Consider the following 21,288-nt stretch of genomic DNA (forward strand, 5'->3'; position numbering starts at 1 on the left):
CCCGGCGTCCCCGGCGGATCACGCCCGCCCGCCCGTCAGCGTCTCGGGCGCGAGCAGCTCGACGCCCACGTTGGTGGCCTTGACGGTCGCGGCGGCGGGCGCGCCCACCTCGAGCCCGAGCTCGTCGGCGGCCTCGCGGCTGATGAGCGACACCATCCGGAACGGCCCCGCCTGGATCTCGACCTGCGCCATCACCCCGTCGCGCACGACGCGCGTGACGATGCCCGCCATGCGGTTCCGCGCCGAGGACGTCGGGCGCCGGGCGCCGCCGCTCGCCGCGAGCGTGCCGTCGGCCGCGAGCTCCGTCGCGAGGTGCGCGAGCTGCACGCCGTCGACCTGGATCAGCCTGCCCTCGCCGCGCACGAGGTCGAGGCGACCGGCGTCGGCCCATCGACGGAGGGTGTCGTCGCTCACGCCGAGGAGCGCGGCGGCCTCGCTCACGCGGTAGCGGAAGGGCCCGGAGGCGGTCTCGGCGGTGAGGGGATCCTCGGCATCCGCGGCGCGGGAGGGCGCCCGGTCCCTGTTCTGCGTCATGCGACGATCCTAGGCACCGCAGGCGCGGCGCGCTCCGTTCCGTCGGAGCCGGGCGGCGACGGGCCCGCTCCGGGGCGCGCGTAGCCTGGGGTGATGAGCACCTCGCTGGGGATGCCGGCGATGCCGCGTCCCGCCGCCGCTCCGGGCCCCGCCCGGCCCGACGATCCGGCGCTCCTCGATCCCTTCGGCCGCCGCGCGACCGACCTCCGCATCTCGCTCACCGACCGCTGCAACCTGCGCTGCACGTACTGCATGCCGGCCGAGGGCCTCCCCTTCACGCCCGACCGGCAGGCGCTGCAGCTGACGGAGATCGAGCGGCTCGTGCGCATCGGCACGCGCGACCTCGGCGTCCGCCAGGTGCGCTTCACGGGCGGCGAGCCCCTGCTGCGCCGCGACCTCATCGAGATCATCGCCGCCTGCGCTGCCATCCCCGACCGGCCCGAGATCTCGCTCACGACCAACGCGATCGGCCTCTCCTCCCGCGCGCAGGCCCTGAAGGACGCGGGGCTCGATCGGATCAACGTCTCGCTCGACTCCGTGCACGCGGAGACGTTCCGGCTCATCACGCGCCGCCCGTTCCTCGACCGCGTGCTCGACGGGATCGACGCCGCGGCTGCCGCGGGGCTCACGCCGATCAAGATCAACGCGGTGCTCGTGCGCGGCGTCAACGACGACCAGGCGGCGGATCTCCTCGCCTGGGCGGTCGCGGGCGGGCACCAGCTGCGCTTCATCGAGCAGATGCCGCTCGACGCCGACCACGCGTGGGACCGGGACGAGATGATCACGGCCGCCGAGATCCGCGCACGCCTCTCGGAGCGCTTCACGCTCGTGCCCGACGAGGAGCCGCGCGACGGATCCCCCGCCGAGCTCTGGCGCGTGCACTCCCGCGAGGGCGGGGCCGGCACCGCGATGCTCGGCCGCGTGGGCGTCATCGCGAGCGTCACCGAGCCGTTCTGCGCCGACTGCCGCCGCACGCGCCTCACCGCGACGGGCGGCGTGCGCAGCTGCCTCTTCTCGCACGAGGAGACCGACCTGCTCGCGCCTCTCCGCTCCGGCGCGACCGACCAGGAGATCGCCGACCTCTGGCGCGGCGCCATGTGGGCCAAGCCGAAGGGCCACGGCATGGACGACGCCGACTTCATCCAGCCCGCCCGCTCGATGAGCGCGATCGGGGGCTGACGTGATCGTGCCCGTGGAGCTCTTCGCCGCTGCCGCCGCCGCGCTCGGCCGCACGACGGACGAGCTCGACCTGCCGTCCGCAGCTGTGCTCGGCGACCTGATGGACGCGCTCGGGTCCCGTGCCGCCGCCTCGGAGGATCCCGCGAACGCTGCCGCCGTCCTCGCCCGCTGCACCTACCTCGTCGAGGGCGTCGCGACCACCGACCGCGACGCGCCCCTCACCGCCGGCAGCACGGTGGACGTGCTGCCGCCGTTCTCGGGCGGCTGAGGCTAGGAGAGACAGTGATTTCAGAGCTCTATCACTACACAAACGCGGCTGCGCTCATTCACATCGTCCAGAATCGCGAGTTGTGGGCGACTCAGTCAAACTACCTCAACGACCCTACGGAAATTACTTTTGGTGCCCGTGCTCTAGCTCTTCGCCTGGCCGAAACGCCTGCACCTAGCGGAAGACCCGAAGACCTCTTAATCAGAGCCGGTGTCTTACTGGAAGAGCAATACTTCGACGCCCACTCCGCAGATCTCGTCGTCGAAGAGCGGTCGTTCGTCACCAGCTTCTCGCGATCCGACGAGAGCCTTACGCTTTGGCGCCTCTACGCCGGTCGCAATGGATTTGCTATTGGCTTCGATCAAGATATATTACTCGCCTGGCTCAACAATTCAAATTTCTTCCCGCTCGACGGTGCTTCGGAGGAAGACGAAGCCATTAAGAGTAATTATCAATTGTTCGGTTCCGTTGAGGACGTCATATACGGAGAGACCGACCTAGAACACCTAGTTAGGGAGATCCAAAGCCTCAATGCTGATGAACTAAAGCGTGATCAATTAGACACCGAGCTGCGGTCGGTGTTTCAGAAACTCTCTTATCGAAAGCATGACGCCTTTGCCGACGAGCGAGAAGCTCGCTTGGTCATCAGAATAGTCGGTCACCACGCGCTCGATGCGCGCGTCCGGGTATCAGGAACTGGTTCACTCGTTTCTTATCGGACATTTAATTTTCCTCGCGAAGCGATCCGCAGCATCACCATGGCACCGAGCGCCAACGCCTCGCAGCAAAGACGCGCGCTCGAAAGCTTGTTGTCCGATGGAGACCGCGGCTCGTACAGTCACGTGGAGATCCGAGAATCGGCGCTGCCCTTCAATTGGTAAAAAGGCGCAGCACCATGTCCTGCACAGACCAGAACCTCATGCAATCGCCGGTAGAGCTCACCCCGAATCCCGCAAAGCTCCCTGCGGTCGCCATGCCGTCATCAATGTATACGAGCCATTAGCGCGCTGATCCTCCCGCGTGCGATCCATCCGTAGGCAGGGACGCGGCGCAGCGGGAGGGTGGGGCATGCCCGCCGAACCCGATCCCACCCGCGTCCGCGATCAGCCCGCGATCCGCACCGCGCGCCGCCGCCAGTGGCTCGTCCCCGCGGGGCTGATGGCGGGGCTCACCGTGGGGCTGCTCGTCGCGGCGCTCCGGCTGGAGACGGCGATCCCGCTGACCGGCATCGTGGCGACGGCGCTCCTCTACCTCGCCATGGTCGTGGTCGCCGCGACGGTACGGACGGCGCGCATCCGGAACCTCGCCTTCGCCTCCCTCATGGGTCTGATCGCCCTGGTCGCGCTCGGGTCGCTGCTCCTCCTGCTGCTGTCGGAGCGCGCGGGGGCCTGACGTCGAGACGCCGCACCCGGCGGTGCCCTACGCGCGCAGGTCCAGCTCGGCCACGACATCGGCGACGCGCGCGCGGGCAGCGGGATCCAGCCCCCGCACCGGCCGCGGCAGCGCGTCCGGCGCCACGAGCCCCAGGTGCTCCGCGATCGCGGCGATCACGCGGTAGCTGCCGCCGTGCTCGGCGAACAGGTCCCACAGCCGCTGCAGCCGGGCGGACTCCGCCGCGGCCGACGCGTGATCCCCGGCCTGGGCCGCGCGAGTGATCCGCAGGGCGGGCTCCGGCAGCGTGCCCGCGATCGCCGAGTACCAGGCGTCGCAGCCCGCGACGAGGCCGGTCGCGCCGAAGCCGTCGCCGGATACGCCGATCGTCACGCCGGCGGGGATCCGGGCGCGGATCGCCTGCACGCGCGCGGCGGCCGCGGCGGGATCCGCGGGCACGCCCGGGATCTTGATCGACGCGACGTGCGGCAGCCGCGCGATGGACGCGTACAGGTCGTCCGTGAAGGTCACGTGCGTGGTGCCCGGGTTGTCGTAGACCACGAGCGGCACCGACAGCTCGGCCGTCACGTCGGCGAAGAGGCCGTGCACCTCGTCGTCCGTGAGCGCCTGGTAGGTGATGGGCGCGAGGAGCACCGCGCGCGCCCCGGCCCGCTGCGCGTCCTCCGCGAGCGCTCGGACCTGCGACGTGCGGAGGGCGCCGATGCCGACGATCACCGGCACGGGACCCGCGTGGTCCACGGTCGAGGTCGCGACCCGGCGGCGCTCCTCCCGGCCCAGGTACGCGTACGAGCCGGTAGACCCGAGGGCGGTGATCGAGTCCACCCCGGCGACGGCGAGCCGCCCCACGAGGCCCGCGTACGCGGCCTCGTCGACCGCGTCGTCGCGGAGCGGGGTGAGGGGGAAGGCGCTGAGACCCGTGAGCATGGGCATCCGATCCGGTCGAGGGCGGCCGATCCCGTCGAGTGGGCGGGTGCGGGGATCACCCCATCCTGACGGGGGCGGGCGCCGGGTGCGGGCACCGACAGGTGCGCGCGCTCGGTCAGCGCGCGTCGTACGCGGCCTGCAGCTCGGCGACGACGAGCCGGCCCATCCCCATCATCGCGGCCATGGCGCGCGCGGCACCCTCGGGGTCGGGCCCGCCGATCGTGGTCGCCATCGCCTCCGGGACGACCTGCCACCAGAAGCCCCAGCGGTCGCGCACCCAGCCGCATCGGCCCTCGGTCCCGCCGTCGGCGAACGCGTCCCAGTAGCGGTCGACCTCGTCCTGGCCGCCCACCGAGATCGACAGCGACACCGCCTCGGTCGCCTGCATGCCGGGGCCGCCGTTCAGCAGGCGGATCTGCTGGCCGTCGAGCTCGACGTCGATCACGAGGGCCGTGCCGCGGAGGGCCGCGTCGGGGAAGTCGTCCGGGTAGCGCGAGGTGTCGAGGATCCGCGAGCCGGGGAACAGGTCGACGTAGAACCGAGCCGCCTCCTCGATCTCCTCGCCGAACCAGAGGGTGGGGGTGATGCGCGGCATGGCTGCTCCTCGTGTCCGACGGCGGCCTCGTCGCGCGCCGTCGGGGCCACGCTAGCCACCGGCGGTCCCGCGGACCAGAGCCCGCCCGACGACGGATGCGGCGGGCGGCTCAGGGCGTGCGGCGCCCCGCGAGGAGCGCCTCGAGGACGGCAGCGCCGCGATCCGCGTCCTCGACGGTGACCAGCCGGGCTCCTCCGCCGCTGAGCCGCACGACGAGGCCGGACCCGGAGCGCGTCACGTAGGCGACGCCGCGACCCGAGATGCGCAGGCCCCAGCCGCCCCACTGCCCCGGCGAGACGTCCTCCCACCCGGCCGACTCCATGCGCGCGAGGGGCACGCGCATGATCGGGATCCGCGTCCAGGCCGAGACGACCCGGAGCCCGCGCCGGTCGACCGTGACGTCGACGCGCGCGAGCGCCAGCATCGCGACGCCGGCCACGACCAGCGGGAGGCCCGTGAGCGCAGCGGTACCGGCATCGCCCGGAGGCGCGCTGGCCGCGGCCACGAAGCCGAGCACCACGACGACCGCGCCGATGCCCGCGAACCAGCCGCTGCCGGTGCGCCCGCGCCACGCCACGCGGGCCGTCGCGGCGACCTCGAGCGGCGCCACGTCGTGCGCGGGGACGGGCCCCGCGGCGCGGACGAGGACGGCCACGGGGATCGCGGCCGCCAGCGCGCCCACGCCCAGCAGCACGACGCTTGACACCACGGGGAAGGTGCCGTCGCCGATGCCGGCGGAAGCGGCGATCGCGATCCACCCCGTCGCGAGGATGCCCGCCACGAGGTTCGCGACGAGGAGCACCGTGGCCGCCGTGCGCCGGTCCCGCGCTCGCAGGGCGGCGACAGCGAGGGCCACGGCGACGAGCGCGAGACCCAGTGCCGCCGCGAGCATCACCCAGGGCGAGCCCCACCCGTCGGGCGTCCCGTCGGCGGCGAAGTGCACGGCGATCCGACCGGGGAGCGCCGGCGCGAGCACGACGGCCGCGACGCCGAGCGCCAGGGCGATGACGGCCGCGGGGGCGACGACCGCGACGCGCGCGCCGGTCGACAGGGGCGAAGGTGCTGGAGTCGTCATCGTGCTCCCTTGATCATGGTGAACAGGTCGTCCATCGGCACGCCGAGGGTCTCCGCCTGCTCGCGCAGCTCCTCGACGAGCGTGCGGAGGCGGTCGAAGGAGGCGTTGCCCGAGCGGATCACCGTCGCGCCGCGACCGCGACGCAGCTCGATGAGCCCGTCGTCCTGGAGGCTCGCGTACGCGCGGAGGACCGTGTGCATGTTCACGTCCACCGAGGCCGCGAGGTCGCGCGCCGACGGCAGCCGCTCCCCGCTCGCGAGCTCCCCGCGCGCTATCGCGTAGCGGATCTGCGTGGCCACCTGCTCGGCGAGCGAGGCCTTGGCCGTGGGATCCACCGTGATGAGCATGTTCGCATTGTATGCGAACAATCCCGACCGAGCCAGCGGTCGGCGGCCCTCAGAGCGACGGATCCACCGGCGGCTGCTCGTCGGCGTTCCGGATGACGGCGAGGAGCAGGGCGTTCAGCTGCGCGCTCTCGGCCGCGCTCATCCCGAAGGCGCTGAGGTCGTTCGTCGCCGTCGCGATCTCCTGCGATGCGGCGAGCGCGCGCTCCCCGTCCTCCGTGATGCGGACGGGATTGCGACGGCCCTTCGACCGGACGCCCACGCGCTGCACGAGCCCGCGCCGCTCCATCCCGTCGAGCACCTCGGCCATGCTCTGCGGCCGCACGAACACGGCCCGGGCGATGTCGGCCGACGTCATCTGCGTGCCCCCGGCCAGGCAGGACAGCACGCCGAACTGCACGAGGCTGATGTCGTGCGCGGCGAGCTCGGCCGTGATCCGGGTCCCGATGATGCGCGCGACCTTCACCGCGTTCCAGCCGAGGACCGCCTCGAGCGCCCCGTCGTCGTTCCTGACCATGTGCCGATCCTCGCGCATGATCACCGCCGCGTGGACCAGCAGGGTCCTGTTGGTGACTAACATGCAGGTGCCTGCTTCTGCAGGATCCCGCGGCGCACCCGCCCGGGGCGCCGTCGACCCGACAGGACACCACCCATGACGACACCGCCCACCGCGCACCCCGCGCTCCCCGACGACCGCGGCCGCTGGGGCCACGACGACGAGCGCGGCACCCTGAACCTCGTCGACGACGACGCCCGCGCCCGCGCCGCCGCCGCGGTGCGCACCGGCCGCTGGGTCTCGCTCGCGCTGCCCGTCGAGCCCGCGTCGATGCTGGGCGGGCCGTTCGCGCCTCCGTCACCGCCGTCGCCGCCCGTGCAGCAGGCGCTGCTGCACACGGGCACGCCGCCGATGGGCATGTCCGAGGTCCTCGTGGTCACGCCGCACCACCCGGCCCTCACGCACATCGACGCGGTCGTGCACATGCCGATCGACGGCGTCGTGTACCCGGGCCGACCCCTCGCGGAGGCGGCGCCGGGCGGGCACGTGGCGTCCGGATCCACGACGGCCTTCGCGGAGGGCGTCGTCACGCGCGGCGTGCTGCTCGACCTCGCGCCGGAGGGACGCCTGATGTCAGGCCACGCGATCACGGGCGCCGACCTCGACGCCGCCGAGGCGCGCGGCGGCGTGGCCCTCGAGCCCGGCGACGCCCTGGTCGTCCGGAGCGGATGGGCGTTCGCCTGGGGCGCGACGGAGCCCGGACCCGGCATGACCGTCGACGCGGTGCGGTGGATGCACGCGCGCGGCGTCGCCCTCTACGCGGGGGACGTCAGCGACGGCTTCCCGCCGAGCGACCCCGACGTCCCCATGCCGATGCACATGGTGGCCCTGGCCCGGCTCGGCATGCCGCTCATCGACAGCGCCGCCGTCGAGGAGCTCGCGGCCGCCTGCCGGGAGCTCGACCGCTGGTCGTTCCTGCTCAGCGTGGCGCCGCCGCGGATCCACGGACTGACGGGCGTCCCCGTGAACCCGATCGCCGTCTTCTGACGATCGGCGTCAGGCCGACTCGCGCACCACGAGCTGGTGCCGAACCGTGCGGACCACCTCGGGGCCGGAGCGCGGCAGGTCGCCCGCGATCATCGCGACCGCGAGGTCGAGCGCGTGGCGGGCGAGCTCGTCGAGGTCCACCGCGAGCGTCGTGAGGGTGGGGGCGAGCAGGCGGCCGAGCGAGAGGCCGTCGATGCCGACCACGCGCACGTCGCCCGGCACGTCGACGCCCGCGCGGCGGCAGGCGGAGAGCACACCGAGGGCGCACACGTCGTTGAAGGCGACGATCGCGTCGGCCGTGCGCGGGCGGGCGACGACGCGCTCGGTCGCGACGGCGGCGGCCTCCGCGGTGGGCGCGGACGCCCGGACGACGGACACCTCCATGGACCGGGCCTCGAACGCGCGCACGAGCAGGGCGGCGCGCGCGCTGGGGCCCGCGGCGACGGCGGCATCGAGCACGACGGGGTGGCGCACGCCGACCGCCGCGAGATGGTCCGCGAGCGCGTCGATCGCCTCCGAGGGATCCAGCTGCACGGCGGCGCGGAGCGGGTCGCCGCGCGGATCCAGCTCCACGACGGGCACGGAGCCGAGCCGCGCGATCCACTCGGCGGCCCGCGATCCGAGCGTCCCGATCACGGCGTCGGTCTGCGCGCCGAGGTCCTCCACCATGCGGTCGGAGTCGGCGGCGAGGCCGACGTCGGCGAGCGACACGTTCCAGCCGCGGGCCGCCGCGATCCGCACCACGGCGGCCGCGAGCTCGGGCGACCACGGGTTCCTGAGGTCGTCGACCACCAGGCCGAGCTGGTGGTCCCCGCCCGTCACGAGCCCGCGCCCGAACCGCGACGGCCGGTACGCGAGCTGATCGGCGGCGTCGAGCACGCGCCGCTTCGTGTCCTCGCTGATGCCCGGCATGCCGTTCATCGCGCGCGTGACGGTCTGGCGGGAGACGCCCGCGGCGGAGGCGACGTCGTGGATGGTGGCGCGGCCGGCCGGCTCGCGACCGGCCGCGCCCGACCCGCTCAGCCCCGCAGGTCCAGCCACGCCACCTGCTCCGGGGTGAGCTCGATCGACAGGCCGCGCATCGAGGACCGGACCTCGGTGATGGTGCGGGGCCCGAACAGCGGGAAGGTCGGGAACGGCTGCGCGAGCACGTAGGCGAGCGCGATCGCCGTGGCCTGCACGCCGTGCTCGGCCGCGAGCTCCTCGGCGCGACGGAGGCGCTCGAAGTTGTCGTCGCCGTAGTAGCAGCGCACGAGCTCGGGGTCGCTCAGGTCGTCCGGGCGGGCGCGGCCCGTGAAGAAGCCGCGCGCCTGCGACGACCACGGCAGCAGCGGGACCTGCCGCTCCTCGAGCCACGCCTTGGAGGCGGGATCCGTGACGTGCACGCATCCCGCCCACGGCACGTCGTACGCCTCGGCCAGGCCGAAGTGGTCGCTCAGCGCCTGGAACCCCGCGCGGCCGTTGGCCTTCGCGTAGGCCTGCGCCTCGTCGAAGCGCTCGGGCGTCCAGTTCGAGACGCCGTAGGAGCGGATCCGCCCGGCGCGCTGGTGCTCGTCCATCACGTCGACGAACTCCCCCACCGGCACCTCGAGGTTGTCGCGGTGCATGAGGTAGATGTCGGCGTAGTCGGTGCCCTGGCGGTCGAGGCTCTCGAGCAGCTGGCTGGTGAGCGACTCCGGGTCGCAGTGCGGGGTGTGGGCGCCCTTGGTGATGACGACCACGTCCTCGCGGATGCCGCGGTTCTGGATCCACCTCCCGAGGCGCCCCTCGAGCACGCCGCCGCCGTAGATGTAGCCGGTGTCGAACGCGTTGCCGCCCTGCTCGACGAAGTGGTCGAAGATCGCGGACGCGTGCGCGAGGTCGGGCTGGTTGTCGACGCCCATGACGAGGCGCGACATGCGCTTGCCGACGCCGGGGATCTCGCCGTACAGCATCGGGCTGTCGTCGCGGACCCGGAGCGGGCGGCCGGAGACGGTGGGGATGTCGGCGTCCTCGGACTCGAACGGGTAGCGCAGCTCGAGCGCGGCGCGCCAGCGGTCGAGCGTGCGGGCCGTGGCGAGGGTCTCGTCGAGGGTCATCTGCGCGGCCTCGCCGAGGCCGGCCGCGAGGGCGTCGGTCGTGGCGTCGGCCTCGATCGCGTACGGCTTCGCGCCCGTGAAGGTGAGCGTGCGCGGCTCCTCGCCGACGACGGAGACCTCGATGGTGGGCGCGTCGCCGAGGGTCCACGGGTCGCTGAGGTGGATGCGGCCCTTCGAGCCCAGGATTGTGAGCGCCTGCGGCTCGTCGAGCGCGACGCCCGTGCGGAGGGTCGCGGTGATGCCCGGTTGCCCGGCGCCGCCGCGGTAGGTCGCGCGCGCCACGGACCACTCGTCGACGCCGGTCGGCCCGACGGTGCCCTCGACCTCGAGCGTGAGCGGCTCGGCGACGGCGATCCCGGTCGCGGCCTGCACGACGGCCGCCGCGGCGGTGACCGCGTAGCCGCCGACGTCGAGGATCCCGCCGCCCGCGGTCGCGGTGTCGTAGAGGCGGCCGGTGCGGGATCCGGTGCGGAAGGAGAAGGAGGCGTCGACGTGGGCGACCTCCCCGATCACGCCGTCGCGCAGCAGCTCGAGGAGCGCGGCCGTCTGCGGGTGGAAGCGGTACATGTACGCCTCGACGAGCGGGAGGCCGGCCTCGCGGGCCGCGTCGACGAGCGCCATCGCGGTGCCGTGGTTGACGGCGAGCGGCTTCTCGCAGAGGACGGCCTTGCCGGCGTCGAGCGCGCGGATCACGAGGTCGGCGTGGCCGGTGTGCACGGTCGAGATGTAGACGGCGCCGACGGCCGGATCCGCGAGGACGGCGTCGTAGTCGGCGCCCGTGACGTCGTCGAAGCCGTGGTCGGCGGCCTCGGCCGCGAAGGACTCGGCGCGCTCGGCGCTGGAGCTGCCGGCCGCGACGAGGCGCGCGCCCCGCACGCTCGCGGGGAGCTGGGAGAGGAAGCGGCGGGCGATGGAGCCCGGGCCGAGGACCGCCCAGCCGGGTGCGGTCGGGGTGGTCGGGGTGGGGTCGGTCATGGTGGGGCCCTTCGCGGCGTCGTCGGCGTGAACGTTCACGACGACGCTAAGGGCTGGGCTGCGGGATGGTCAAGCCTCTCGGCCGGGGGGCGGCGTGAACGTTCACGCAGGCACCCGCGGGAGCGGCTCCGCGCGGAGCATCCGGCGCTCTCCCCAGGCCCCTCGGGCGTGTGCGCTCCGCGCTCCCCGCTCACGATCCCGCCGCTAGCGTCCGCTCGCGGAGGAGGCGCACGCCGGGACGTCCCGGCCGGAACGCCGCCGACCTCCGACCCCGCCGCGCGATCGCGCGGCCCCGCACCCCGAAGGAGAACCCATGCACCTCGCACGTCGCCACAGCGCCCGGGACCGGAGCGGCCCCGGCCGCGGCCGGCCCTCCCCGCTCGTCACCCTGCTCGCCGCCGTCGTCGCCGTCGTGGCCCTCACCAGCCTCGGCGCCGCACCCGCGAACGCCGACCAGGGCGACCGCACGGCCCTGCCCGTGATCGCGGGCTCGATGATCGACTCGTCCGCCGGCACCTGCACGGTCGGCGCCGTGCTCGTCCCGCGCAGCTGGTTCCTGCGGCTCACGCCCTACCAGAACGCGACGCGGTACATCGTCACGGCCGCGCACTGCGGGGGCATGTACTCCACGGTCCACGTCGGCACCGCGGCCCTCGGCACGGTCGACTGGATCTCGCCCCACAACTCCGACATCGAGCTGATCCGCGTCTCCCCCCAGCCCGACGAGCGGACGCTCTACTGCCGCTCGCACCACTCGTCCGCGGCGTTCTGCAGCCCCATCCAGACGTACACGCCGCGCGCCAACGGCCAGGTCTTCATGCCCAGCCGCGGCCGCGTCGGACGCCAGCCCGTCCAGGGAACCACCGCCCCCGAGGGCAGGTTCTGCACGAGCGGGCACGCGTCCGGCGTGAGGTGCGTGTTCCAGCCGGTGAGCCTGCCCCCGGGCGTCGAGACCCGGTGGAACCACGTGTCGGCGGGCGAGTCGGACGAGCATGCCGCCATCACCGGTGGTGACTCCGGGGGTCCCGTCGTGTCCTACGGGCACAAGCTGATCGGCATCATCTCCAGCCAGACGGCGAACGGGCACTACCTGCTCTACACGTCGATCGACCAGGTGCTCGCGGAGCTGCCCGCCTACGTGCTGGCGCCCACGAGCTGATCCCCTCGCCCGCGCCGGCCGGCGCCCGACGGACCGCGTCCGCCGGGTGCCGGCCGGTCCCGGGTGGGAGGCGGGCCCCACGATCCAGCGCCGCCGCTACGAGGGATCCCGACCGCGCAGGACGGCGAAGCGCGCGGCCAGCCGTCGTCTGCCGTCGTTCGTGAGCGCGACCTGAGCGAGGGTCGCGCCCGAGGCGTCACCGCTCCGCGCCCTCCGCCTCGATCTCCGCGACCAGCCGCCCGAGCAGCCGGGTCAGCTCGGTGCGCTCGCGCGGCGACCACTCCCCCACGAGCTCGCCGAGGAGCGCGCGGGCCGTGGCGGAGTTGCGGTCGAGCACCCGCTCGGCGTCGGGCGTCGGGCGCACGAGGACCGCGCGCCGGTCGTCGGGGTCGGGCTCGCGGATCACGAGGCCCCGCTCCTCGAGGCGCCGCACGTGCGCGGTCATCGTCGACTTGTCGACGCCCTGCCAGTCGGCGAGGACGCGCATCCGGGTCGCCCCGCACTCGGCGAGGTGGGCGAGGAGCCAGGTGTCGGTCGACGAGAACGCCTCGCCCTCGTCGGCGAGCATGCGCCGACGCACATCGGGCCGCGACGCCCAGCGCGTGATCGCGAGGACCGCACGCTCCATCGCGGCTCCGACGGCGATGCCGTCCTGGTTGTGCGCGCCGTCCTTGCCTGGGAGCTCCCTCACCGTTCGATCCCCGTCCCCTCCGTGATCGCCGACCGTTGGTATCCTCAAACCATATCGTCCGGCCCCGGACGGAACGCACGAACCGCACGATCCGAGAGGAAGCACCCCATGTCCACCCCGAGCACCGACCCCCGCGCGCACGCCGTCCCGGCCACGCCCCGCGAGGTGATCGCGAGCTACACCGAGTACGCCGACGCGCAGGCCGCCGTCGACACGCTGTCCGACCGCGAGTTCCCGGTCGCATCGACGCAGATCGTCGGCCACGACGTCCGCACCGTCGAGACAGTGACCGGCCGGGTCACCAACGGCAGCGCCGCGGTGCGCGGGGCCGCGGGCGGCGCCTGGTTCGGCCTCATGCTGGGCGTGCTGTTCGGGATCTTCACGCCCGGCGTCGCGTTCCTCGGCGTGCTCCTCGTCGCGGTCGGCATCGGCGCGCTCTGGGGCGCGCTGTTCGGCTTCGTCGGCCACTACGCCACCCGCGGGAAGCGCGACTTCTCCTCCATCCAGACGCTGACGGCCGGCCGCTACGACGTGCTGGTCGACAGCGCCCGGGCCGCCGAGGCGTCGCGGATCCTGTTCGACACCACCGGGGCGCCGCGCGCCTGACCCGCCGCATCACCGCGACGCGGACGGACGGCTCAGCCGCCCGTCCGCGTCGTCATGTCCGGGGTGCGTCCTCGGGCGCCTCGAGCGTGAGCCACTCCTCGTCGACGCGGTAGCCGAGCGCGGCACCGGCCGCGATGATCGCGGCGTTCTCGCTCGAGCCCCCGGTGCGGAACGACATCGCGCCCGCCTCGATCAGCGCCAGCACGGAGGCCGCCTTGACGGCCGTGCCGAGGCCGCGCCCGCGATGGGCGGCGTCGACGACCGTCACGTCGGTCTCGGCGGCCAGGCCCGCGGGATCCAGGTCGACGATCGTCATCGCCAGGAGCGCGCCGGCGGAGTCGAATGCGCCGAAGCCGCGGCGGTCCGGAGCAGGGACGCGAGCGGAGTCGCGCGTGAGGCCCGCGTGGCGGGTGGCCGGGCCGCCCGGGTAGTCGGCGAGGGTGGCGGCGTCGAGCGCGAGGATCCGCGGGACGTCGTCCGGCCCGAGCTCGCGCAGCACGGCGGATCCGCCGACGCGGTCGACGAGCGCCCGCAGCAGCGCGAGGTCCGCGTCGGCCGCGTCGAGCTGCGCGCCCCACGACCGCGCGATCACGATCCAGCCCTCCGCGGCGAGGCGCGTCGCCCGCGGGTCGTCGGATCGGGCGATGACGGGCTTGGCGCTCATCCCGCGAGCCTGGCATGGCGGGGCCGCTCAGCCCCGCGATGCGGCCGATCCGAGCTGCCCGGTCCGGCGCGGAGAGCCACGAGACGCTGCAGCTGATCGCACCGGCCAGGGTGTGCCGGCGGGAGGGGGCTGCCCGTGGTCCTGGCTCAGTCGAGGAAGTAGCTGCGGGCCTTCTCCTCCGAGTCCAGGATCCGCTCCGTCGCCACCCCGACCGAGCGCGCGAGGTCGACCGACCCGATGAGGGCCGCCTCGGTGTCGGGCGAGAAGGCCCGCTCGAGCACGGCGAGGCATGTGGCCATGCTCGTGTCGAGCTCGTCGATCAGCGCCTGGTGCTCGGCGGCGAGCTGCTCGTCGAGCTCGCGCTGGTCACGCAGGTAGCCCTCGATGAGGGCGGCCTCCCGCCGGGACAGCGCGTCCGACACGGCCGAGTGCATGATCATGCCCACCGTGTTCCCGATGACGGCTCCGAGCACCGGCACGGGGATGAGCGCCTGGCCCACGAAGGACGACAGCGCGCCGACGGCCGCCTCCAGGCAGACGAGCTCGGCGTTGTCGAGGAACTCCGCCTCGGCGATCTCGCCGGTACGCAGCCGGTGCGCCTGCTCCGCGACCCCGAACGCCGCGGTGACCATGGCGCTGGCGACCGATGCGGAGGTGGCGGTGAAGTTGGTGAGCGAGTAGATGCTGAGGCCCCGGATGCCGCCCGTGAGGAAGCCCCTGCCGGAGTCGCCCGCGATCTCGGCCCAGTCCTCGCTCGTGAAGTCCTGGAGCCTCGTTCCCGCACGGCGCTTCCGCACCACCGCGAGGACGAAGGCCGTCCCGCCCTCGACGCCAGCGGCCACGAGGGTCGCCTCCGCCCCCTCGCGCGCGCTGGGCCGGCTCGCGCGGTGGGCGTCGTCCCGAAGGGCCTCGTCGGTCGTGCGCAGCGACTCCTTCTCCCCCTCCAGCGTCGCGCCGAAGGCACCCCGCTGCACCTCGTCGTAGCGGAGGTGGGAGGGCTCGAGCGACTCGATCCCGAGGTCGCGCGTCGCGAAGAAGGTCTGCACCGCCTTCCAGTCGCGGAAGGACGGACCCTCGCCTCCCCGCGTGAGCAGGCGACCCGCCTCCTCACGGCTCATGCCGTGCAGCGCCTGGATCACCTCGAAGTGGTCGCTCGGGACCTGGTACCTGCCCCCTCCGCTGACGAAGTCGGGGTACCTCTCGAGGTGCTCCGCGACGGCTCCGAGGCCGAAGCGCCCGCCCGCCGCGACGAACTTCTGCTGGATCTCCACGCCGCCGCGCATCAGGTCGACGGGGCCGTTGTCGTTCACCCACTCGTAGACCAGGCCCTGTCCGAGGATCTGGCTGCGCGCGTCCCCGATGCCGCTCTCGGCGGCCTCGGCGATGAAGCCGTGCATGCCCTTCGTGCCGCCACGGTTCCTCCCGACCACCTCGAGGTCGATGGTCCGGATCGCCGCGTCGACACGTGCCAGCGCCTCGCGGAGGTTCCCGTCCTGACGCCGGAGCGCGTCCAGCAGCCCGTCGAGGCGCACCTGGTTGAGGTGGTTCACCCACGCCGCGACCGCCTGCTCCTGGTTCCGCCGCGCGAGGCGGGGCGCGTCAACCACGGTCGGCGCCCCCGTCGACACGTTCGCCCAGCAGGGCCGCGCACGCCTGCGTGCTGTTGACGAGCGCCGCGAGACGCGACTGTTCGCTCGCGGGGAGTGCCGAGAAGTCGGCGCCGAAGGACCGCATCGCGTCGCGGTAGCTCGTGGTCAGCTGCGACCGGAGCTCGTCGGTGCGGCGCAGGAGCCCGTCGACCCGGGCGGCCAGCTCCTCGACGCGGGCGGTGTTGCGCTTCACCGCGATGAGAGCCTCCTGCTTCTCCTCGCGGGTCTCGCCCTTCTTCCAGGCGAACAGGGCGACCGACGTGAGGATCGCAGCCCCCGCGACGCCCCAGCCGACCGGTCCGGACAGCGCGAGGATCGCTCCTCCCATGGCCGTGCCGCCACCGCCGGCTGCCAGGGCTCCGCCCCCGAGCCAGGCCAGCGCGGCGTTCGTGGCCGCAGCGCCGGACAGGGCGGAGATCGCGGTGCCGGTCGACGCGGCGCCGAAGGTGGTCGCGACCCACATCGCCGCGCTCGGCGCGACGCTCGCGACCGCGGCGCCCGCGGCGAACCCGGCCCCGCCCCCGGCGGCGGACCGGCGGGCGGCCTCGAGATCTCGGCGGGCGAACTCCTCCACGTCCAGGAACTCAGCCCTGTCGACGTCGATCCGACCGATGGCGGCCTCGAAGGACTTCGGCGTGTTGGCGATGCTGTTGACCAGCGCCTCCACGTGCTCGATCAGGTCGGCCGACCGCTCGCGCTGACGCAGGAGGGCGAGCCCCGCGTCGTTCATCGTCGTGTACGCGACGTTGTACTCGGCGACCGCGTCCTCGTAGGGGTCCGGCTTCCTCGCGGCGAGCTTCTCGACGGTCTCCTTCGTCGTGTCCCGGAGATCCCCCACCCGCTCGCCCACCTGCGTGGACGCGGCGCGCGCCCTCCGGGCAGCGTCGTCCACCGCCTTGGCGATGCCGTCCCTGGCCTTGCCCAAGCCGCGCTGTTCGTCCATCACGTCTTCCCATCCCCGTCGATGCCATTTCCTCACTGGAGGATATAGACGACCGGCGACGCCGGCGCGGGAACCGCGGACCGGACGAGTCGATCAGGCGCGGCTCGCGACCCCCTCGCGTCGCACCGCGTCGACGAGCAGGACCTCGACCTCGTCGACCGCACCGAGCAGGTCGGCGGGTTCGGCCCCCATCCGCCCGACGACCGCGTCGACCCCGCGGAGCCCCGCGCGCGTGAGGAGCTGCTTCTCGTTCGTGATCCACTCGCCGCGGCGGGCGAGGATCGCGTGCGCCGCGGAGCACGCCGCCTCGGAGAGGAGACCCGCGCACTGCGCGACCCGGCCGTGGCGGGCGTGGCCCTCGCGGGCGTAGTGGAGCGTCAGCTCGGCCCGCTGCCACCAGACGCCGGGCGCGGACGCGCGCAGCGCCGCCGGGTACTCGAAGGCCGACACCTCGCCGCGGAGCGCGCGGTTCACGCCCACCTCGGCCAGCAGGATCGTGCTCGGCAGACCCGCCTGGTGGAAGAGCAGCGTCTCGATGGTGAAGCGCCCGGCGAGCGCCTCCTCATGAACGGCCTCGATCGTGTCGAGGTCCCGGTAGTGCACGTCGACCGTGCGGCCGTCGACGTGCAGCGCGCCGCCGCCGTCGAAGATCGGACCCCAGCCGCCGCGCGGGCTGAGCGCGCCGGGCCAGCCGAGGGCGCGCAGGGCATCGGGGTCGAAGGATCCGCGGTAGTAGACAGCGACGTCCCAGTCGCTGTCGGGCCGGTTCGCGCCCTGTGCGCGGGATCCACCGAGCGCCACGCCCCGCACCCCCGGCACGGAGGCGAGTGCATCGGCGACGTGCTCGAGGAACGCGTCGTCGTCGAGCCCGAGGACCGGACCCGCGTCGACGCCACCCGTCACGCCCGCCCCGCCACGCTCCGCCACGACCGGATCCCGCCGCGCAGGCTCACCGCGTCGCGCCCCGCCTCGCGCAACGCCGCCGCGGCCGCCCGCGAGCGCACACCGGAGGCGCAGTAGACGATCACGCGGTCGGTGATCGCGCCGGGCACCGCGCCCGGATCCACCGTGACGATGCGCACGGGCACCGCGACGTGGCCGGGGATGGAGTCGACGAGCCGCTCGTCGGGCTCGCGCACGTCGAGGAGCACGACCTGCTCGTCGGAGGCGAGGATCCGCTCCACCTCCTCCGCGTCGAGCTCGGTGCCGTCGGTGGCGGCGCCCACGCCGCAGAAGAGGTCGTAGTCGGCGAGCGCCGTGACCCGCTGGCGGCCCTTCGCGCGCTTCACGCCGATGGTGCGGCTGGTGCCGGCGAGCGCGTCGAGCACCACGACCCGGCCGAGGAGCGGCGTCCCGGCACCCGTGACGAGCTTGATGACCTCGGTCGCCATGAGCGCACCGACCGTGCCGCAGACCGCGCCGAACACGCCCGCCTCCTCGCAGGAGAGCACGGCGCCGTCGGCGGGCGGCTCGGGGAAGACGTCGCGGTAGTCGATGCCGCGACCGTCGGGGGCCGCGTCCCAGAAGACGGTGACCTGCGCGTCCCACCGGTACACGGATCCCCACACGCAGGGCACGCCCACGAGGGCAGCCGCGTCGCTGATGAGGTACCGCGTGGCGAAGTTGTCGGTGGCGTCGACGACCACGTCGTAGCCGCTGAGGATCCGGACGGCGTTGTCGTTCGTCAGCCGCTCGGCGTGCTCCACGACCTCGATGCCGGGGTCGGTGCGGTGCACCGAATCCGCCGCTGACGAGGTCTTCGGCCGGCCGACGTCGGGCGTGCCGTGGATGGTCTGGCGCTGGAGGTTGGAGAGGTCCACAGCATCGTCGTCTACGATTCCGAGGGTCCCGATCCCCGCCGCGGCCAGGTACTGCAGCACGGGGGAACCGAGGCCGCCCGCGCCGATCACGAGCACGCGCGCCTGGTCGATGCGGGACTGACCCCCCATCCCGATGCCGGGAAGGGCGAGGTGCCGGGAGTGGCGTTCGCGCCGTTCGTGCGCATCCTGCCCGGAGCCATGACCACCGAGGCCCCGCCCCCCGGGGTGCGTGCCGTCCAGATCGACGAGCGGCAGAGACGACCCCATGACAGACCTCCGTACGGACGGCGGACGCGGACCCGCGTCGACCGGACCCAGCGTACGACGGCCCGCCGACGGTCCCCGCGGCGGTCGCCCCTCGGGCCCCCTCGGCCGCTTCCACCACCGCCGCTGGGGCGACGCCTGGCTCATCGGCCTCCTCGGCTTCCTGCTCGCGCTCCCCCTCGCCGGCGCGCCCTCGGTCTGGTACGACGAGGCCGCCACGGTGATCTCGGCCACGCGCGGCTGGGACGACCTCCTCCGCGAGCTCAGCACGGTCGACGCCGTCCACGGCCTCTACTACGCGGGCATGAAGGTGTGGTTCGAGCTGGTCGGCTACTCGCCCACGTCGCTGCGCTTCCCGAGCGCGGTGTTCATCGGCCTCGCCGCCGCGGGCGTGGTGCTCCTCACGCGCACGATCTCCACGCGCGCCACCGGCATCGTCGCAGGGCTGGTCTTCGTCGTGATCCCGCGCTCGGCCTGGATGGGCACGGAGGGACGCTCGTTCGCGCTCGGCACCCTCATCGCGGTCGCGCTCACCGTCGCGTTCGTGCTCGCGGCCCGCCGTGCCGGATCCCGCTGGCAGGTGCAGGCCAGGTGGTGGGCGCTGTACGGGCTGCTCGCGTGGCTCGGCGCCTCCACGTTCGTGTACCTCGCGCTGCTCGTGGGCGCGCACGGCGTCGTGATCCTCTGGTCCATCGCCTCCGCGCGCGCCGGCCGCCGCAGCCGCCGGCCCATGGTCGTCTCGCTCCTCGGCTGGGCCATCGCCTCCATCACGGCAGGGCTCCTGTCGCTGCCGCTCGTGCGCGTGGTGACGGAGCAGTCGGGCCAGGTCGGGTGGATCAAGCCCATCGGCCCGAACACGATCACGCAGGTGATCTCGACGCAGCTCTTCTACCAGAACGACGTCTTCGGCTTCCTCGCCTGGGCGCTCGCGCTCGTGGGCCTGGCGCTGCTGGTGCGCCGCGGGATCCGCCTGGTGCGCGCCCGCCGCGCCTCGCGCCTCGAGCCGGAGGGCGCTCTCGCCGAGTTCGAGTCGGCGTACCTGCACGCCGGGTGGTCGCCGACGATCCTGCAGCTCGCGGTCGTGTGGTTCGTCGTGCCGACGCTGCTGCTCATCGGCGCCTCCACGCTCATGTCGCCGCTCTACTCCCCGCGGTACATGGCGTACACGGCGCCCGCGTTCGCGATGCTCATGGCGGTCGGGATCCTCGCGCTCAAGTGGAAGCCGCTCGTCGCCGGCGTCACGGCCCTGCTCGTGGCGCTGTCGGTGATGCAGCTCGTGCACGACCGCACGACCACCGTGAAGGCCGACTCCGACTGGGCCGCCATCGCGCGGATCGTCTCCGAGGAGCGCGCGCAGGAGGCCCCCGGCACGAGCGAGGCCGTGATCTTCGGCCCGGTCCGCCGCCACCCGAAGGCGACCTCGCGCATCGTCGCGTACTCGTACCCGGACGCGTTCCGCGGCATGGACGACATCCTGCTGCGCACGCCGCCCGGCGACACCGACGGCCTCTGGGAGCAGACGTACCCGCTCGCCGACCGCGTCGACGAGGTCGACGGCGCCGACGTCGTCTGGCTGGTCACTAGCGACAAGCAGGACATCCGGGACGACGTGGCCGCGGCGCTCACCCCGCGCGGCTTCGCCAAGACCGACGACTGGCACGTGATGAACGCGAACGTCGAGCGGTACGAGCGGGTGGCAGCGGGCTGATCCTGCGCCACCTCACGCTCCGGGCTGCCACTCCCCGATCGCCGTGACGACGCGGTCGAGGTGCGACTCGAGCAGGAAGTGGCCGCCGTCGACGAGCTCGATCCGCGCGTGCGGGGCATCGCGACGGAAGGCCTCGGCGCCGGCCGCGGCGAAGATCTCGTCGTTCCGTCCCCAGATCGCGAGCACGGGCACCCGGGACTCGCGGAGCCAGGCGTGCACCGCCGGGTAGAGCTCCCGGTTGGTGGCGTAGTCGCGGAAGAGCGCGAGCTGCACGTCGTCCTGGCCCGAACGGGCGAGGAGCGCGAGGTCGTGCTCCCAGGCGTCCGGATCCACGACCGACGGATCCGCCACGCCGTGCGTGTACTGCCACTCGACGGCCTCGCGGCCGAGGGCGGGGCGGAGGGCCTCGCGTGTCACCTGGGTGCGCTCGGCGGCGTCGGCCCAGATCGGATCCCAGAACGACGGCACGAAGCCCTCCTCGTAGGCGTTGCCGTTCTGCGTGATGACGCCCGTGACGGGGGACGGGTCGGCGAGCGCCAGGCGCCAGCCGACGGGGGCGCCGTAGTCCTGCACGTAGATCGCGTAGCGGGACACCCCGATGGCGGCGAGGAAGCGGCCGGTCGTGTCCGCGAGGGCTGCGAAGGTGTAGTCGAAGTCGTCGACGGACGGCGCCGACGACCGGCCGAACCCGACGAGGTCCGGCGCGATGACGCGGAAGCGGCCCGCGAGCGCGGGGATCAGGTGGCGGAACATGTGCGAGCTCGACGGGTATCCGTGCAGGAGCAGGAGCACGGGCGCGTCCGCGGGTCCGGCCTCGCGCCAGAAGACGTCGAGGCCGTCGATCGAGACGGTGCGGTGGTGGACGGTGACCATGGCT

General features: G+C 73.6%; 23 protein-coding genes. 8 read left to right on the forward strand and 15 right to left on the reverse strand.

Features of this window, described 5'->3' with window-relative positions:
* Positions 1–18 precede the first annotated feature (18 nt).
* A complete protein-coding gene (locus JOE38_RS06860) occupies positions 19–534 on the reverse strand; it encodes a TOBE domain-containing protein (protein ID WP_204575458.1) in 516 nt (171 codons plus the stop codon).
* Between the two features lie 93 nt (positions 535–627).
* On the opposite strand from JOE38_RS06860, the gene moaA reads away from it, so the two are divergent.
* From moaA to JOE38_RS06880, 4 genes are all read left to right on the forward strand, one after another.
* Positions 628–1,713 (forward strand): GTP 3',8-cyclase MoaA, encoded by a 1,086-nt coding sequence (gene moaA / locus JOE38_RS06865; protein WP_374191159.1) that lies wholly within the window; start codon positions 628–630, stop codon positions 1,711–1,713.
* A 1-nt stretch (position 1,714) separates the two neighbouring features.
* The gene (locus JOE38_RS06870; protein ID WP_204575459.1) at positions 1,715–1,981 is read left to right on the forward strand and encodes a MoaD/ThiS family protein; all 267 of its coding nucleotides are present in this window, start codon (positions 1,715–1,717) and stop codon (positions 1,979–1,981) included.
* A gap of 14 nt (positions 1,982–1,995) precedes the next feature.
* Positions 1,996–2,862 carry a DUF2971 domain-containing protein gene (locus JOE38_RS06875; RefSeq protein WP_204575460.1) on the forward strand — a complete coding sequence of 289 codons (867 nt, stop codon included), beginning with the start codon at positions 1,996–1,998 and terminating at the stop codon, positions 2,860–2,862.
* A gap of 187 nt (positions 2,863–3,049) precedes the next feature.
* Positions 3,050–3,373, forward strand: a complete 324-nt coding sequence (locus JOE38_RS06880) for a hypothetical protein (protein WP_204575461.1) — start codon at positions 3,050–3,052, stop codon at positions 3,371–3,373.
* A 27-nt stretch (positions 3,374–3,400) separates the two neighbouring features.
* Here JOE38_RS06880 and JOE38_RS06885 read toward each other — a convergent pair whose 3' ends face one another.
* The 5 genes from JOE38_RS06885 to JOE38_RS06905 form a co-directional block, all read right to left on the reverse strand.
* Positions 3,401–4,297 carry a dihydrodipicolinate synthase family protein gene (locus tag JOE38_RS06885; RefSeq protein WP_204575462.1) on the reverse strand — a complete coding sequence of 299 codons (897 nt, stop codon included), beginning with the start codon at positions 4,295–4,297 and terminating at the stop codon, positions 3,401–3,403.
* 115 nt (positions 4,298–4,412) lie between these two features.
* Positions 4,413–4,892 carry a VOC family protein gene (locus JOE38_RS06890; RefSeq protein ID WP_204575463.1) on the reverse strand — a complete coding sequence of 160 codons (480 nt, stop codon included), beginning with the start codon at positions 4,890–4,892 and terminating at the stop codon, positions 4,413–4,415.
* 109 nt (positions 4,893–5,001) lie between these two features.
* Positions 5,002–5,967, reverse strand: coding sequence for a DUF1648 domain-containing protein (locus JOE38_RS06895; protein WP_204575464.1), 966 nt, complete (start codon positions 5,965–5,967; stop codon positions 5,002–5,004).
* Complete coding sequence (locus JOE38_RS06900) at positions 5,964–6,314, reverse strand: GntR family transcriptional regulator (RefSeq protein WP_204575465.1); 351 nt, start codon at positions 6,312–6,314, stop codon at positions 5,964–5,966. The genes JOE38_RS06895 and JOE38_RS06900 overlap by 4 nt, the downstream gene beginning before the upstream one ends.
* Before the next feature lie 49 nt (positions 6,315–6,363).
* Complete coding sequence (locus JOE38_RS06905) at positions 6,364–6,828, reverse strand: MarR family winged helix-turn-helix transcriptional regulator (protein WP_204575466.1); 465 nt, start codon at positions 6,826–6,828, stop codon at positions 6,364–6,366.
* Between the two features lie 135 nt (positions 6,829–6,963).
* Between JOE38_RS06905 and JOE38_RS06910 the strand changes: the two genes are divergently transcribed.
* Positions 6,964–7,854: a cyclase family protein gene (locus JOE38_RS06910; protein WP_204575467.1), complete on the forward strand. Its 891-nt coding sequence runs from the start codon at positions 6,964–6,966 to the stop codon at positions 7,852–7,854.
* A gap of 9 nt (positions 7,855–7,863) precedes the next feature.
* On the opposite strand, the gene JOE38_RS06915 is transcribed toward JOE38_RS06910, so the two are convergent.
* The gene (locus JOE38_RS06915) at positions 7,864–8,895 is read right to left on the reverse strand and encodes a LacI family DNA-binding transcriptional regulator (protein ID WP_204575468.1); all 1,032 of its coding nucleotides are present in this window, start codon (positions 8,893–8,895) and stop codon (positions 7,864–7,866) included.
* A complete protein-coding gene (locus JOE38_RS06920; protein WP_204577145.1) occupies positions 8,874–10,907 on the reverse strand; it encodes an aldo/keto reductase in 2,034 nt (677 codons plus the stop codon). The genes JOE38_RS06915 and JOE38_RS06920 overlap by 22 nt, the downstream gene beginning before the upstream one ends.
* 313 nt (positions 10,908–11,220) lie before the next feature.
* Between JOE38_RS06920 and JOE38_RS06925 the strand changes: the two genes are divergently transcribed.
* Entirely contained in the window at positions 11,221–12,066 is an 846-nt protein-coding gene (locus JOE38_RS06925) for a trypsin-like serine protease (RefSeq protein ID WP_204575469.1), read from the forward strand.
* Between the two features lie 196 nt (positions 12,067–12,262).
* On the opposite strand, the gene JOE38_RS06930 is transcribed toward JOE38_RS06925, so the two are convergent.
* Positions 12,263–12,757: a MarR family winged helix-turn-helix transcriptional regulator gene (locus tag JOE38_RS06930; protein WP_204575470.1), complete on the reverse strand. Its 495-nt coding sequence runs from the start codon at positions 12,755–12,757 to the stop codon at positions 12,263–12,265.
* A gap of 108 nt (positions 12,758–12,865) precedes the next feature.
* On the opposite strand from JOE38_RS06930, the gene JOE38_RS06935 reads away from it, so the two are divergent.
* Positions 12,866–13,363: a general stress protein gene (locus JOE38_RS06935; RefSeq protein ID WP_204575471.1), complete on the forward strand. Its 498-nt coding sequence runs from the start codon at positions 12,866–12,868 to the stop codon at positions 13,361–13,363.
* A 52-nt stretch (positions 13,364–13,415) separates the two neighbouring features.
* On the opposite strand, the gene JOE38_RS06940 is transcribed toward JOE38_RS06935, so the two are convergent.
* The 5 genes from JOE38_RS06940 to JOE38_RS06960 form a co-directional block, all read right to left on the reverse strand.
* Positions 13,416–14,027 (reverse strand): acetyltransferase, encoded by a 612-nt coding sequence (locus tag JOE38_RS06940; protein ID WP_204575472.1) that lies wholly within the window; start codon positions 14,025–14,027, stop codon positions 13,416–13,418.
* A 146-nt stretch (positions 14,028–14,173) separates the two neighbouring features.
* Complete coding sequence (locus JOE38_RS06945; RefSeq protein ID WP_204575473.1) at positions 14,174–15,634, reverse strand: hypothetical protein; 1,461 nt, start codon at positions 15,632–15,634, stop codon at positions 14,174–14,176.
* The gene (locus tag JOE38_RS06950) at positions 15,627–16,622 is read right to left on the reverse strand and encodes a hypothetical protein (RefSeq protein ID WP_204575474.1); all 996 of its coding nucleotides are present in this window, start codon (positions 16,620–16,622) and stop codon (positions 15,627–15,629) included. Before JOE38_RS06950 ends, JOE38_RS06945 begins: the two co-directional genes overlap by 8 nt.
* A 90-nt stretch (positions 16,623–16,712) precedes the next feature.
* Positions 16,713–17,546: a nucleotidyltransferase domain-containing protein gene (locus tag JOE38_RS06955; protein WP_204575475.1), complete on the reverse strand. Its 834-nt coding sequence runs from the start codon at positions 17,544–17,546 to the stop codon at positions 16,713–16,715.
* Complete coding sequence (locus tag JOE38_RS06960) at positions 17,519–18,706, reverse strand: ThiF family adenylyltransferase (RefSeq protein ID WP_204575476.1); 1,188 nt, start codon at positions 18,704–18,706, stop codon at positions 17,519–17,521. Before JOE38_RS06960 ends, JOE38_RS06955 begins: the two co-directional genes overlap by 28 nt.
* On the opposite strand from JOE38_RS06960, the gene JOE38_RS06965 reads away from it, so the two are divergent.
* Entirely contained in the window at positions 18,705–20,411 is a 1,707-nt protein-coding gene (locus tag JOE38_RS06965; RefSeq protein WP_204575477.1) for a glycosyltransferase family 39 protein, read from the forward strand. The genes JOE38_RS06960 and JOE38_RS06965 overlap by 2 nt on opposite strands.
* Positions 20,412–20,423: 12 nt before the next feature.
* On the opposite strand, the gene JOE38_RS06970 is transcribed toward JOE38_RS06965, so the two are convergent.
* The gene (locus JOE38_RS06970; protein ID WP_204575478.1) at positions 20,424–21,284 is read right to left on the reverse strand and encodes an alpha/beta fold hydrolase; all 861 of its coding nucleotides are present in this window, start codon (positions 21,282–21,284) and stop codon (positions 20,424–20,426) included.
* Between the last annotated feature and the right edge of the window lie 4 nt (positions 21,285–21,288).

The sequence above is a fragment of the Clavibacter michiganensis genome, from assembly GCF_016907085.1.
Lineage (GTDB): Bacteria > Actinomycetota > Actinomycetes > Actinomycetales > Microbacteriaceae > Clavibacter > Clavibacter michiganensis_O.

What these genes read in the sequence shown, in the direction of transcription:
- JOE38_RS06910 (WP_204575467.1), top strand. Translation starts at nt 6,964, where the DNA reads ATGACGACACCGCCCACCGCGCACCCCGCGCTCCCCGACGACCGCGGC.
- JOE38_RS06900 (WP_204575465.1), bottom strand. Translation starts at nt 6,314, where the DNA reads ATGCTCATCACGGTGGATCCCACGGCCAAGGCCTCGCTCGCCGAGCAG.
- moaA (WP_374191159.1), top strand. Translation starts at nt 628, where the DNA reads ATGAGCACCTCGCTGGGGATGCCGGCGATGCCGCGTCCCGCCGCCGCT.
- JOE38_RS06960 (WP_204575476.1), bottom strand. Translation starts at nt 18,706, where the DNA reads ATGGGGTCGTCTCTGCCGCTCGTCGATCTGGACGGCACGCACCCCGGG.
- JOE38_RS06895 (WP_204575464.1), bottom strand. Translation starts at nt 5,967, where the DNA reads ATGACGACTCCAGCACCTTCGCCCCTGTCGACCGGCGCGCGCGTCGCG.
- JOE38_RS06935 (WP_204575471.1), top strand. Translation starts at nt 12,866, where the DNA reads ATGTCCACCCCGAGCACCGACCCCCGCGCGCACGCCGTCCCGGCCACG.
- JOE38_RS06905 (WP_204575466.1), bottom strand. Translation starts at nt 6,828, where the DNA reads ATGGTCAGGAACGACGACGGGGCGCTCGAGGCGGTCCTCGGCTGGAAC.
- JOE38_RS06860 (WP_204575458.1), bottom strand. Translation starts at nt 534, where the DNA reads ATGACGCAGAACAGGGACCGGGCGCCCTCCCGCGCCGCGGATGCCGAG.
- JOE38_RS06890 (WP_204575463.1), bottom strand. Translation starts at nt 4,892, where the DNA reads ATGCCGCGCATCACCCCCACCCTCTGGTTCGGCGAGGAGATCGAGGAG.
- JOE38_RS06925 (WP_204575469.1), top strand. Translation starts at nt 11,221, where the DNA reads ATGCACCTCGCACGTCGCCACAGCGCCCGGGACCGGAGCGGCCCCGGC.
- JOE38_RS06880 (WP_204575461.1), top strand. Translation starts at nt 3,050, where the DNA reads ATGCCCGCCGAACCCGATCCCACCCGCGTCCGCGATCAGCCCGCGATC.
- JOE38_RS06965 (WP_204575477.1), top strand. Translation starts at nt 18,705, where the DNA reads ATGACAGACCTCCGTACGGACGGCGGACGCGGACCCGCGTCGACCGGA.
- JOE38_RS06920 (WP_204577145.1), bottom strand. Translation starts at nt 10,907, where the DNA reads ATGACCGACCCCACCCCGACCACCCCGACCGCACCCGGCTGGGCGGTC.
- JOE38_RS06970 (WP_204575478.1), bottom strand. Translation starts at nt 21,284, where the DNA reads ATGGTCACCGTCCACCACCGCACCGTCTCGATCGACGGCCTCGACGTC.
- JOE38_RS06940 (WP_204575472.1), bottom strand. Translation starts at nt 14,027, where the DNA reads ATGAGCGCCAAGCCCGTCATCGCCCGATCCGACGACCCGCGGGCGACG.
- JOE38_RS06885 (WP_204575462.1), bottom strand. Translation starts at nt 4,297, where the DNA reads ATGCTCACGGGTCTCAGCGCCTTCCCCCTCACCCCGCTCCGCGACGAC.